The 12,826-nt window shown below is 49.9% G+C and carries 9 protein-coding genes and 4 pseudogenes; 12 read left to right on the top strand and 1 reads right to left on the bottom strand.

Features of this window, described 5'->3' with window-relative positions; genetic code table 11:
• The first annotated feature begins 30 nt into the window (after positions 1–30).
• From nhaA to DZ54_RS0109565, 4 genes and pseudogenes are all read left to right on the top strand, one after another.
• A pseudogene (gene nhaA / locus DZ54_RS20565) lies at positions 31–671 on the top strand (Na+/H+ antiporter NhaA).
• Entirely contained in the window at positions 640–915 is a 276-nt protein-coding gene (locus DZ54_RS0109575) for a hypothetical protein (RefSeq protein WP_025673908.1), read from the top strand. The pseudogene nhaA and the gene DZ54_RS0109575 overlap by 32 nt, the downstream one beginning before the upstream one ends.
• A 72-nt stretch (positions 916–987) precedes the next feature.
• On the top strand, positions 988–1,881 hold the full coding sequence (nhaR, locus tag DZ54_RS0109570; protein ID WP_025673907.1) for a transcriptional activator NhaR: 894 nt from the start codon (positions 988–990) through the stop codon (positions 1,879–1,881).
• Positions 1,882–1,947: 66 nt separating this feature from the next.
• On the top strand, positions 1,948–2,253 hold the full coding sequence (locus tag DZ54_RS0109565; protein WP_025673906.1) for an ArsR/SmtB family transcription factor: 306 nt from the start codon (positions 1,948–1,950) through the stop codon (positions 2,251–2,253).
• A 79-nt stretch (positions 2,254–2,332) separates the two neighbouring features.
• Here the strand turns inward: DZ54_RS0109565 and rpsT are convergent, their stop codons facing one another.
• The gene (gene rpsT / locus DZ54_RS0109560; RefSeq protein ID WP_025673905.1) at positions 2,333–2,593 is read right to left on the bottom strand and encodes a 30S ribosomal protein S20; all 261 of its coding nucleotides are present in this window, start codon (positions 2,591–2,593) and stop codon (positions 2,333–2,335) included.
• A gap of 285 nt (positions 2,594–2,878) precedes the next feature.
• Here rpsT and murJ point away from each other — a divergent pair.
• From murJ to carA, 8 genes and pseudogenes are all read left to right on the top strand, one after another.
• Positions 2,879–4,448, top strand: a pseudogene (gene murJ, locus DZ54_RS20560) (murein biosynthesis integral membrane protein MurJ).
• Positions 4,449–4,538: 90 nt separating this feature from the next.
• Positions 4,539–5,478 (top strand): annotated as a pseudogene (gene ribF, locus DZ54_RS20555) (bifunctional riboflavin kinase/FAD synthetase).
• A gap of 28 nt (positions 5,479–5,506) precedes the next feature.
• Positions 5,507–8,332 (top strand): isoleucine--tRNA ligase, encoded by a 2,826-nt coding sequence (ileS, locus tag DZ54_RS0109540; RefSeq protein WP_025673903.1) that lies wholly within the window; start codon positions 5,507–5,509, stop codon positions 8,330–8,332.
• A complete protein-coding gene (gene lspA / locus DZ54_RS0109535) occupies positions 8,332–8,841 on the top strand; it encodes a signal peptidase II (RefSeq protein WP_037354117.1) in 510 nt (169 codons plus the stop codon). Before ileS ends, lspA begins: the two co-directional genes overlap by 1 nt.
• Positions 8,842–8,885: 44 nt before the next feature.
• Complete coding sequence (fkpB, locus tag DZ54_RS0109530) at positions 8,886–9,317, top strand: FKBP-type peptidyl-prolyl cis-trans isomerase (protein ID WP_025673901.1); 432 nt, start codon at positions 8,886–8,888, stop codon at positions 9,315–9,317.
• A 9-nt stretch (positions 9,318–9,326) separates the two neighbouring features.
• A complete protein-coding gene (gene ispH / locus DZ54_RS0109525) occupies positions 9,327–10,271 on the top strand; it encodes a 4-hydroxy-3-methylbut-2-enyl diphosphate reductase (protein ID WP_025673900.1) in 945 nt (314 codons plus the stop codon).
• 136 nt (positions 10,272–10,407) lie between these two features.
• Positions 10,408–11,208, top strand: a pseudogene (gene dapB, locus DZ54_RS20550) (4-hydroxy-tetrahydrodipicolinate reductase).
• A 465-nt stretch (positions 11,209–11,673) separates the two neighbouring features.
• Positions 11,674–12,813, top strand: a complete 1,140-nt coding sequence (gene carA / locus DZ54_RS0109515; RefSeq protein ID WP_025673899.1) for a glutamine-hydrolyzing carbamoyl-phosphate synthase small subunit — start codon at positions 11,674–11,676, stop codon at positions 12,811–12,813.
• Positions 12,814–12,826 lie beyond the last annotated feature (13 nt).

Raw genomic sequence — 12,826 nt, 5'->3', positions numbered from 1 at the left:
GCCTTTGTATCGACAGTGGTGCTGGTTGCGATGAACATGCGCAAAGTCACCAGCATTCCTGCGTATGTTGTGGTTGGGCTGATTTTATGGTTTAGCGTGCTGCAATCGGGCGTTCATGCGACGCTAGCCGGTGTGGTGCTTGGTTTTGCTATCCCATTGCAAGGTAAAACAGGTGATGATCCATCGCCATTGAAAAAATGGAGCATGCACTACACCCTTACGTGTCGTATCTTATTCTGCCAATTTTTGCGTTCGCTAATGCCGGGGTCTCGCTTGATGGCGTATCACTGGCTAACCTAACGGAAATGTTACCGCTGGGTATCGCCTTGGGTTTACTTCTGGGTAAACCACTTGGGATCTTTACTTTCAGCTGGACTGCGGTGAAATTAGGTATTGCCAAATTGCCAGCACGTGTGAATTTCACGCACATCTTTGCCGTATCAGTGCTCTGTGGTATCGGTTTCACCATGTCTATTTTTATCTCATCACTGGCGTTTGTTGGTGTGAATGGCGAGTTTGTCACACTCTCTCGTCTTGGGATCTTGATAGGATCGACCTTAGCGGCCGTGATTGGCTACGTGGTGTTGCACTTTGCACTTCCACCAGCCAGCGTGCTCGCAGATGAACAAGGAGACGAGTATGAAGAAGATAATACGGGCGCTGATTATTAGCCTGGTCACCGTCTCGGGCTCTGCCATGGCGGCGAACCAAGAGATGTATTGCAACGGCGAGCAAGACCAAAGTGACGTATGCAAAGCCTATCGTGCAGGTGTGGCGGCAGGAAAAGCGATGGTGACCTCGAATCTTGATAAAGAAGAAAAGGATAAAGCTTCGAGCTTTTCAGAACGTGCGTTAGAACATCGAGCCGGTGAGCGGGTAAGAAAACCACTCGATAAAGACGATGAGAAAAGCTAAAACTTGCATGAGCCTTGAAGGCGTCAGAGGGGCAGCGTAAGCTGCTCATCTGGCGTATTTTTTTCAATTAGCATGGCACACCTAAATTATAATCACCTTTACTACTTCTGGATGGTCTGTAAGCAAGGCTCCATTACGCAAGGAGCAGATAAGCTTTGTTTAACGCCGCAAACTGTGACGGGGCAAATCCGTGCCCTTGAACAGCGCTTAAATGGCAAGCTAACCAAACGCAATGGCCGCTACGTTGAACCCACCGAGCTCGGTCAGCTCGTTTTTAAATATGCGGATCGTATGTTTGGCCTAGGCCACGAAATGCTAGATATTGTTAATTACAGCCAACAAGAAAATATTTTGTTTGATGTTGGGGTTGCCGATGCGTTATCCAAGCGGCTGATTAGCCAAATTCTCCTGCATGCTATTCCTCACGATAACGCCATTCACCTGCGCTGTTTCGAATCCACGCATGAAATGCTGCTTGAGCAGCTCGCAGAGCATAAACTCGACATGATCCTTTCCGACTGCCCGATAGATTCAACCCAACAGGCTGGTTTGTTCAGCGTCAAGTTGGGTGAAAGCAGTATGAGCCTGTATTCCTCAAACCCCGCTGAGCGTCTTGATGTGCCGTTACCCATACGTTTAGCGACACAGAAAATCTTAATGCCCAGTAAATCAACCGCAATGGGACGTAAGTTGACGCAATGGTTTGATCAACAAGGCATTGTGCCGAATATTCTGGGAGAATTTGACGATTCCGCCTTAATGAAGGCATTTGGTATTAGCCATCAAGCGTTATTTATTTCGCCCACGACCTATACCGAGGAAGTCACCCGCTTGGGACAAGCGATACAAATTGCTGAGTTGAGTGCGGTAAAAGAGGAATATTTCGTCATATTCGCAGAACGTATGATCCAACACCCGGCGGTAAAAAGGATTTGTGAGGCAGATTACAGTCACTTGTTTGTTTAGTTACAAGCAGAGATAAAGATCGTGCTAGACTCGTGCCATTGAGTGTTAACTGATGATGGAAGTTGAATGGATTTAGCCCGCATGCAGCAGAATGGGCCCAAAGCAGTCAATCTGCTTAAAGCTATGGCCAATGAAAAACGCCTTTTCATTCTGTGTTATTTACTACAAGGTGAATTGTCGGTGGGGCAGTTAGTGGAGCGGGTGCCTCTGAGCCAGTCAGCCTTATCGCAGCATCTCGCTTGGTTACGAAAAGATGGCCTGGTGACAACGCGCAAAGAAGCGCAGACGGTATATTATTCGCTAAAAAGTGATGAGGTCGTTGCTGTTATACAGTTATTACATGATCTCTATTGCAGTGAACCGGTAAGCTAATACTTGAGTAAATCATAACAGATAAGCAAAAAAAAACCGGCCGGAGCCGGTTTTTTTTATCTCTATACAAAGAGCAAACTTACAGCGCTTTAATTTGTGCTGAAAATGCTGATTTGTAACGAGCTGCTTTGTTCTTGTGGATCAGGCCTTTAGTGGCTGAACGGTCAAGAATAGGCTGAACTTGTGCAAAAGCAGCAGTTGCCGCTTCTTTATCGCCTGCAGCAATTGCTGAAGCAGTTTTCTTCATATAAGTGCGCATCATAGAGCGACGGCTTGCGTTGTGCTGGCGACGCTTCTCAGACTGGATCGCACGCTTCTTAGCAGATTTGATATTCGCCAAGGGTCTAACTCCCAAATCTTTTGTTCGGTGACATTTCGAGGCGAGGGACTATGCCTCTTTTTGCCTCTATTGTCAATTCATTTGTGCAAAGATCCGCCGCTCCAAGGTAGTATTGGCGCTGCGGGGTTATCACAGTTAATATGGCGGCTGATTCTATCAGCATTTCTGCCCCGGCGTCACCCATATTTCGATTTCTTCTCCCTTTCGGTGTATCGCCAGGGGCGAAAAAGTAGAAGCAACGCGCGACCGTGGCGCGTATCGGGCATGTGTTTTCAAGAGGTAACCGTGAGTAAGCGACTTTTACGCTCTGGGCTCATCGTGAGCACCATGACATTCGTGTCCCGCGTTTTAGGATTGGTGCGCGATGTCGTCATTGCGAACTTAATGGGCGCTGGTGCGGCCGCCGATGTCTTTTTCTTCGCCAATAAGATCCCTAACTTTCTGCGTCGTTTATTTGCTGAAGGGGCGTTTTCACAAGCGTTTGTGCCAGTATTAACTGAATACCAGGCGCTGGATAAAGATGATACTACTCGAGCCCACTCACGTGAGTTGGTGGCTAATGTGGTCGGTACCTCGGTGGGCTGGTCACGATCGTGACATTGCTCGGGGTCGTTGGATCGCCGGTTTTAGCCGCGTTATTTGGCACGGGGTGGTTTGTCGATTGGTTGGACGGGCGCCGGATGGTGCGAAGTTTGAGCTGGCCAGCTTGATGCTGAAAATCACGTTTCCCTATCTGTGGTTTATCACCTTTGTTGCTTTATCCGGTGCTATCCTTAACACGCTGAATAAATTCGCGGTCTCCAGTTTTACTCCGGTTTTTTTAAACATTGCGATTATTGCCGCCGCGATAGGCTTATCCCCGCATTTGGCACAACCTGAAATTGGCCTCGCGATCGGGGTGTTTGCTGGGGGAGTGATCCAACTTTTGTTCCAGCTGCCTTTTTTATCGCAAGAGGGCATGCTCGTTCGGCCTAAATGGGGATGGCACCATCCGGGCGTCGTCAAGATTCGACAGTTAATGATCCCGGCATTGTTCGGGGTGTCAGTGAGTCAAATTAACCTGTTATTCGATACTTTCATCGCCAGTTTCTTAATGACCGGCTCGATCAGTTGGCTGTATTACTCCGATCGCTTATTAGAGTTCCCGCTGGGATTATTTGGCATTGCAATTGCCACCGTTATCTTGCCTGCTTTATCTAAAAAACATGTTGACCAATCACCGAATCAGTTTGCGGCCACCATGGATTGGGGGGTGCGTATGGTCCTGTTACTCGGGATCCCAGCGATGGCTGGATTGATTGTGCTCGCCAAGCCCATGTTGATGGTGCTGTTTATGCGCGGTGAGTTTGGTGTACCTGACGTTGAGGCAGCAAGCCTCTCACTGGTCGCTTATGCCTGTGGCTTGGTCAACTTTATGGTGATTAAAGTCCTTGCGCCCGGTTATTACGCTCGCCAAGATACGAAAACGCCGGTCAAATATGGTGTGATCGCCATGGTCAGTAACATGATCTTTAATGCGATTTTTGCGTATTTCTTCAGCTATGTAGGTCTGGCCATGGCCACGGCTTTATCGGCGCTGATTAATGCTGGCCTTTTGTATCAAGGGTTGCATCGTCGCCATATCTATCGCCTTTCTCGGGAAACGGTGATGTTTATCCTCAAGCTATTGGTCGCCGTTTGCGCCATGATTGTTGGGCTTTATGTGTGGATGCCAAGTTTGTCACAATGGACAGGAATGCCATTATTCTCACGCAGTGTTAGCTTGGCTGGCTGTATTATTGGCGGGGGAGCACTCTATTTGATCACGGCGGTAATCGCTGGCGTGAGAGTGGGTGATATCCGCCATCGAGGATGATGGCAAGCGCGGAATATCAATCCAGGCTGATTGCCAGCGCTGACTAGTATATAATCCGCCAGTTTTTGTAGTTCAAATAGTCAGCAGGCGATGGAATTAATTCGAGGTATTCACAATATCCGGGCCAAACACCGAGGCTGTGTACTCACCATCGGTAACTTTGATGGCGTCCACCTTGGCCACCAAGCGGTCTTGCGCCAAGTGGTCGAGAAGGCAAGAGCCTCGACTTGCCGGCGACTGTGATGTTGTTTGAGCCACAACCGCTCGAATTATTTCAAGGTGAGCAGGCTCCCGCGCGCTTATCTCGATTGCGCGACAAATATACCCAGCTTGCCAAATTGGGCGTGGATCGGCTCCTGTGTGTCAGCTTTTCGCCAGCATTTGCCGCCATGAGCCGGATGCCTTTGTCGATCGCTTGTTGGTCAATCAATTGGGTGTTAAGTTTCTGGTGGTGGGTGACGACTTTCGCTTTGGCCTTAAGCGAGCCGGTGACTTCGCGCGATTAGAGCAGGCCGGCAAAGAGCACCAATTTGAGGTGGTCAGCACTGAGAGTTTTTGTGTCAGCGATCGACGCGTGAGTAGCACCGCAATCCGAGATGCGCTTTTCGCGGGCCAGTTAGATGCAGCAGCCGATATGTTAGGGCGACCGTACAGTATTTGCGGGCGAGTCGCGCATGGGCGAAAGCTTGGACGTACAATAGGCTTCCCTACTGCGAACGTACTGCTAAAACGGCGAGTATCCCCCGTTTCGGGTGTATATGCGGTGAACGTGGACGGTGCACGCGCGGGGCAATTGTTGCCAGGCGTCGCCAACGTGGGCAATCGACCGACAGTGAATGGCACCCATCAGCAGCTAGAAGTGCATTTATTCGATCAAACGCTCGACTTGTACGGCAAACAATTAGAAGTGAGCCTATTGCACAAATTGCGTGATGAAACCAAATTCGCGTCAGTAGACGCATTAAAAATGCAAATTCAACGAGATGCATCAGCAGCGCGTGCGTGGCTGGCTGATGGCAATAATGTCTAGAGTAACCTCCATACGGAATCAATAATCAATGAGTGACTACAAAGATACCTTAAACCTGCCGGAAACTGCGTTTCCGATGCGAGGTAATCTTGCTAAGCGTGAGCCTGAGATGCTCAAGCGTTGGTATGATGAAGATCTCTACGGTGCAATCCGTCAAGCGAAGAAAGGCAAAAAAACATTTATTTTGCACGACGGTCCTCCGTACGCGAACGGCAACATTCATATTGGTCACTCTGTTAATAAAATACTCAAAGACATTATTATTAAATCGAAAACGCTGGCGGACTATGACGCACCGTATGTTCCTGGCTGGGACTGCCACGGCCTACCGATCGAGCTGATGGTCGAGAAAAAGGTGGGTAAGCCGGGTCAAAAGATCTCGACCGCCGAGTTCCGAGATAAGTGTCGTGAGTATGCGGCCAAGCAAGTGGAAGGCCAAAAAGCAGATTTTAAGCGTCTTGGTGTACTGGGAGAGTGGGATAAACCCTATCTCACCATGGACTTTAAGACCGAAGCCAGCATCATTCGCGCCTTGGGTAAGATTGCCGGGAATGGCCACTTGCACAAAGGGTTTAAACCGGTTCACTGGTGTACCGATTGCGGTTCAGCCCTGGCCGAAGCTGAAGTCGAGTATCAAGACAAAACGTCACCCTCGATTGATGTCACCTTCCGTGCGGTGGATGAGCAGGCGCTCGTGAACACCTTTAAACTTGCCGGTGCGCATCAAGGTGAAGGGCCCGTTTCAGCGGTGATCTGGACCACAACGCCGTGGACATTGCCGGCCAACCGTGCCGTTGCGGTGTCCGCGGATCTGGAATACGTACTGGTGCAAGTCGAAGGGGATCAGCCACAGCGATTGATCCTTGCCGCAGAGTTGGCCAAAGACGTGATGGATCGTGCTGGCATTGAGCACTATCACAACCTGGGTTTCTGTAAAGGTGACGCGTTAGAGCTGCAACGCGTCCAACATCCGTTTTATGATTTTGACGTGCCGGTGATCCTTGGCGATCACGTGACAACTGAGTCCGGTACCGGGGTCGTCCACACTGCGCCTGGGCACGGCCAAGAAGACTTCGTCGTGGGGCAGAAATACGATCTAGAAGTGGCCAATCCAGTGGGTAGCAATGGTGTTTATTTACCCGACACGCCGCTATTTGCCGGTCAGCATGTGTTTAAAGCCAATGATAGTGTCATTGAAACGCTTAAAGCGCACGGTTCGCTGCTGCATCATCACGCGTATGAACACAGCTATCCGCATTGCTGGCGCCACAAAACGCCGATTATTTTTCGTGCAACGCCACAATGGTTTATCGCCATGGACAAAGCCGGCCTGCGTGATAAAGCCTTACAAGAGATCAAAAACGTTGAATGGATCCCTGACTGGGGGCAAAGCCGAATTGAATCCATGGTTGACGGTCGCCCTGACTGGTGTATTTCTCGTCAGCGTACCTGGGGCGTGCCCATTGCTCTTTTCGTTCACAAAGAGACGTCAGAGCTCCATCCCGATACGATTAACCTGATTGAACAGGTTGCACAGCGTGTCGAGCAAGCCGGTATTCAAGCGTGGTGGGATTTGGATCTTAACGAACTGCTTGGCGATGATGCAGACCAGTACGAGAAAGTGCTGGATACGCTCGATGTGTGGTTTGATTCAGGCGCGACGCACTATGCGGTGGTTAACCAGCGTGACGAGTTTAATGGCCAAGAAGCTGACATGTACCTAGAAGGGTCGGATCAGCACCGTGGTTGGTTCCAATCATCGCTGATGACGTCAGTCGCCATTAAAGGCAAGGCCCCATACCGTCGTGTGTTGACCCATGGTTTCACCGTAGATGGTAATGGCCGCAAGATGTCGAAATCACTGGGTAACACCATCATGCCGCAAGAGGTGATGAACAAGCTCGGTGCCGATATTTTGCGCTTGTGGGTGGCATCAACCGATTATACCGGTGAAATCAGTGTGTCTGATGAGATTTTAAAACGCAGTGCCGATGCCTATCGTCGTATCCGTAACACTTCGCGCTTCTTGCTGGCTAACCTTCATGGTTTTGACCCTAGAACCGATTTGGTCGCCCCAGAAGACTTAGTTGCCGTGGATCGCTGGGTCGTGGGTCGCGCCTTAGAAGCGCAACAGGAAATCACCGCTGCCTATGACGCCTGTAACTTCCACCAAGTGACGCAGCGCTTAATGCAGTTCTGCTCGATTGAGATGGGTTCTTTCTACCTTGATATTATCAAAGATCGTCAATACACCGCGAAAGCCGGCAGCCACGCGCATCGCAGCTGTCAAACGGCACTGTTCCATATCGTTGAAGCGTTAGTGCGATGGATGGCCCCGATCATGTCGTTTACGGCCGATGAAATTTGGAATGAAATGCCGGGCGAGCGTAACCCGTTTGTCTTCACCGAAGTCTGGTATGACGGGCTGTTTGATCTAGAAGACAGTGCCGCCCTCAACCAGGCATTCTGGGCGAAATTGTTGAATGTACGCGATGCGGTGAATAAAACGCTCGAGCAGGCACGTAACGAGAAAGTCATAGGTGGATCACTCGAGGCCGAAGTGACGTTGTATGCGCCCGCTGATTTTGCCGAAAAACTGCGACTCATGGGCGATGAACTTCGCTTTGTGCTGTTAACCTCAAAAGCCACCGTGGTCGCCGGTGATGCGCCTGCATCTGCTACGCCAACGGACGTAGAAGGTCTGGCTGTTGAGGTGGCGGCTTCACCGGCGGCGAAGTGCGAACGCTGCTGGCATCATGTTGCCGATGTAGGCACCATTGCTGGCCATGAGGAGATCTGTGGCCGTTGTGTGACTAACATTGCAGGAGAAGGCGAAACTCGCCAATTTGCGTGATGCAGACTCTTTCCCTCTCGCAATCAGGATGGCGCTGGCTTTGGCTGGCGCCGCTGGTGTTTTTGCTCGATATTGGTAGTAAGTGGCTGGTGATGCAAACCATGGAATACGGGTTTGCTCACCGCATCGAACTGTTGCCCTTTTTTAATCTTACCTACGTGCATAACCATGGTGCCGCGTTTAGTTTTTTAAGTGATGCCGGAGGCTGGCAGCGTTGGTTGTTCAGCGTGATTGCGCTCGGGGTCAGTGGGCTGCTAGCTTACTGGATGCGGACCACCCCCGCGAGTCAACGACTGATCAATATCGCCTATGCGATGATTATTGGCGGAGCATTAGGTAACTTATTTGATCGCCTTGTCCATGGTTATGTCATCGATTTTTTAGATTTTTACATTGGTACGTCGCACTGGCCGGCGTTTAACTTGGCTGATTCGGCGATTTGTTTGGGGGCGGCGTTGGTGATTCTGGAAAGTTTTCGTCAGGGCTCGTCATCGACCAAGCAAAGATAATGCGTATCTATCTGCACATTCCGACTTTCAAATAAGGATGAACCATGAAAGCGATCAGCGCCGCTAGCGAAGTCATTATGCATTTTACCATTAAGCTTGAAGACGGCTCAGTGGCCGATACCACCCACAATGCGGGGAAACCTGCGAAATTAGTGATGGGTGACGGCAGTTTGACCGAAAACTTTGAAAACTGTTTATTGGGCTTAAAAGAAGGCGCGTCGAGCAGTTTTACCTTGGCCCCTGAGGATGCCTTTGGGCAGCCAAATCCGGATAATATTCATTATATGGATCGCCGCCATTTTGGAGGGGATACCCCCGCTGAAGAGGGAGCGATCATTGCGTTTAGTGGTCCCCAAGGACAAGAAATCCCGGGGATTGTGACGGCGGTCTCTGGCGACTCAGTCACCGTTGACTTTAACCACCCACTGGCGGGTAAAACTGTTATTTTTGATGTTGAAATTATAAGTGTGCAATAAGGCGTAGTCATGAAGATCCTACTTGCGAACCCCCGTGGCTTTTGTGCGGGTGTTGATCGTGCAATCAGCATTGTCGAGCGCGCGTTAGAAATCTATCAGCCACCGATTTATGTGCGCCATGAAGTAGTGCACAATCGCTTCGTCGTGGAAGGATTAAAGCAGCGTGGCGCGATTTTTGTCGAACAAATCAGCGAAGTCCCTGACGACAGTATTGTGATCTTTTCGGCACACGGTGTCTCACAGGCCGTGCGAAACGAGGCTAAATCGCGCCAATTGACCGTGTTTGACGCGACCTGTCCATTGGTGACTAAGGTGCATATGGAAGTGGCGCGCGCCAGCCGAAAAAATATGGAAGTGGTGCTGATAGGTCATGCGGGACACCCCGAAGTGGAAGGCACCATGGGTCAATACGCCAGCGAAACGGGGGGGATGTATTTGGTCGAAACCCCAGATGATGTCTATACCCTCAAAGTGAGCGATCCTGATAACTTACATTATGTTAGCCAAACCACCCTGTCAGTGGATGAAACGGCGGATGTGATTGATACCTTACGGCAGGTCTTTCCCAATATCCAAGGCCCTCGCAAAGATGATATTTGTTACGCCACGCAGAACCGTCAAGATGCGGTGCGCGACCTTGCGCAAAGCTGTGACGTTATGATTGTGGTTGGGTCGAAAAATAGCTCAAACTCAAACCGTCTCCGAGAACTTTCTGAAAAGCTCGGTACCCCTGGGTATTTAGTTGATACGGCAGATGACATTGACTCCGCGTGGTTAGATGGCAAGCACACTGTTGGGATCACAGCGGGCGCATCTGCGCCGGAAGAGCTAGTGGATCAGATTACTGATCGCATCAAGCAGCTCGGTGCGACAGAGGTTGAAAACCTCTCTGGGCGAGAAGAAAACATGTTCTTTGAAGTGCCGAAGGAATTACAAATTCGTGAAGTCACTTAAAAGGGATGACAAGTACCAAGATGGGAAGCGAACGCTTCCCTTTTTTTCGTCAATATACAAGTGCGAGGGAAAGCGCTAGAGTGATGGATTACGATCAAGGAGCCAATTTGCTGGCAAAGTGACAAAGGGGAAAATCATGGTACGTATTGCCATTGCAGGCGCAGCTGGACGAATGGCCGCAACCTCATTCAAGCCGTCGCACACTACTCGGTGCAACGTTGGGGGCGGCGAGTGAGCGTCCCGAATCAAGCTAGTAGGCACAGATGCGGGTGAGTTGGCGGGTATTGGCCGTTTAGGGATTAATGTGGTGGACGACCTTGCTAACGTCAGTGATGACTTTGACGTTATTATCGACTTTACCGCACCGTCGGCGACGATGGCTCATCTGGCGTTATGTCAACAACAAGGCAAGCAATTGGTCATCGGTACCACCGGGTTTGATGACGCGCAAAAGCAAGCGATCCAAGAGGCTGCCAAGTCAACGGCCTTAGTGATGGCGCCAAACTACAGTGTGGGTGTGAACTTGGTGTTTAAGTTACTCGAGCAAGCCGCCAAAGTCATGGGGGATGAGTGTGATATTGAAATTATTGAAGCGCATCACCGTCATAAAGTGGATGCTCCCTCAGGCACGGCACTCGGCATGGGAGAGGCGATTGCGGGGGCGATGGGTAATCAACTCAGTGATGTTGCCGTCTACGCACGCGAAGGGCATACCGGCGAGCGCAGTCGTGATGAGATAGGTTTTGCCACCCTTCGAGCCGGGGACATTGTTGGCGAACATACTGCCATGTTTGCCGATATCGGCGAGCGTGTCGAAATTACCCATAAAGCCTCCAATCGCAATACCTTTGCAAAAGGCGCGGTGCGTGCAGCAGTTTGGCTCAATCAGCATCCGTCGGGTTTTTACACCATGCAAGATGTCCTCGACTTAAAATAACTATTCATCGCGCCTCGGCGCGATTTTTTTTATCGCGCTGAAAATACTTTCTCCTCTTGTTCGGCGTTCCCTGTTTTGATTGTGACTTATCGACCTAATCGATGCCTATTTGAGTGAGTGCGTATTTATTAGATACTAAAATAGGGCGTAAACGTTTGCGTGATCAATTTAATTTTTTTGAGGGGAAAACGTGTGGTGAGTAATGATGATAATAGTGTGCTGGGCGTTTAATAGGCTCTATTGTGCCCTTAAGTTGTGTTTTATAGCTGTTTAGATAAAGAATGTTACTGAGTGGCGAATAAAAGAAAGAAAAATGTGAGGGTTTGATTGACAGCTTCCCCATGCATCCCTAGAATGCGCGCAATTTGTCAAAATTCAGCTTGACGCGGGTTTTGATCTTAGATGGAATACGTAAATGCAACATTAGTCGTTGAAAGTGCATTTTTATATAAATTGGAGGTTGTCTTGAGCAAGTTTGCGCTCTTAGTCCTGGAAGATGGGACAGTGTTCCACGGTACCCCGATCGGCGCTGATGGCTCCGCGGTGGGAGAAGTAGTTTTCAATACCTCGATGACGGGGTATCAAGAAATTGTCACCGACCCCTCTTATTCCCGTCAAATAGTCACTCTTACTTATCCCCACATTGGCAACACCGGCACCAATATCGAAGACGAAGAATCCTCCCAAGTTCACGCGCAAGGCCTCGTGATTCGTGACCTCCCTCTCTTAGCCAGCAACTTCCGCAATCAACAATCCCTTTCTGATTACCTCAAACAACACAATATTATTGGTATTGCTGATATCGATACCCGCAAGCTGACGCGATTATTGCGTGAAAAAGGCGCACAGAATGGCTGCATGGTCGCGGGCGACAGCGTAGATGAAACCTTAGCTTTGGCTAACGCGCAAGGCTTTCCTGGCCTAAAGGGCATGGATCTCGCCAAAGAAGTCACCACTCAGGAAAGCTACAGCTGGACACAGGGCTCTTGGCAACTTCATCAAGGCCTACCAGATGCTTTACCTGATAGTGAATTGCCTTATCACGTAGTAGCGTATGATTTTGGTGCCAAGCGTAATATTTTACGCATGCTGGTTGACCGTGGCTGTCGCTTAACGGTCGTGCCTGCGACCACGCCGGCGGCTGACGTACTGGCGATGAATCCGGATGGTGTCTTTTTATCCAACGGTCCGGGCGACCCAGCCCCGTGTGATTATGCGATTGCGGCCACCCAAACCTTCTTAGCGGAAGGCGTGCCGTTATTTGGTATCTGCTTGGGCCACCAAATTTTAGCACTGGCGAGCGGTGCTAAAACGGTAAAAATGAAGTTTGGCCATCATGGCGCCAACCACCCGGTGAAAGATTTAGATCGTGGAGTGGTGATGATCACCAGCCAAAACCACGGCTTTGCAGCAGATAAAGACAGTTTGCCAGACACATTACGGGCGACCCATGTGTCTTTGTTCGATGGCAGCTTACAAGGCATTCATCATATTGAAAAACCCGCATTTAGCTTCCAAGGCCACCCAGAGGCAAGTCCAGGGCCGCATGATGCTGCGCCTCTTTTCGACCATTTTATCGACCTTATCAAACAACATCGCGCCTAATCGGAGTCGTTGA

The organism is Salinivibrio socompensis S35 (assembly GCF_000513715.1).
GTDB lineage: Bacteria > Pseudomonadota > Gammaproteobacteria > Enterobacterales > Vibrionaceae > Salinivibrio > Salinivibrio socompensis.
The sequence above is the reverse complement of the archived record's forward strand: the minus strand, read 5'-3'. Positions and strand labels throughout refer to the sequence as shown.

Coding starts and splice junctions, on each gene's coding strand:
- DZ54_RS0109575 (WP_025673908.1), top strand. CDS start 640: ATGAAGAAGATAATACGGGCGCTGATTATTAGCCTGGTCACCGTCTCG.
- nhaR (WP_025673907.1), top strand. CDS start 988: ATGGCACACCTAAATTATAATCACCTTTACTACTTCTGGATGGTCTGT.
- DZ54_RS0109565 (WP_025673906.1), top strand. CDS start 1,948: ATGGATTTAGCCCGCATGCAGCAGAATGGGCCCAAAGCAGTCAATCTG.
- ileS (WP_025673903.1), top strand. CDS start 5,507: ATGAGTGACTACAAAGATACCTTAAACCTGCCGGAAACTGCGTTTCCG.
- lspA (WP_037354117.1), top strand. CDS start 8,332: ATGCAGACTCTTTCCCTCTCGCAATCAGGATGGCGCTGGCTTTGGCTG.
- fkpB (WP_025673901.1), top strand. CDS start 8,886: ATGAAAGCGATCAGCGCCGCTAGCGAAGTCATTATGCATTTTACCATT.
- ispH (WP_025673900.1), top strand. CDS start 9,327: ATGAAGATCCTACTTGCGAACCCCCGTGGCTTTTGTGCGGGTGTTGAT.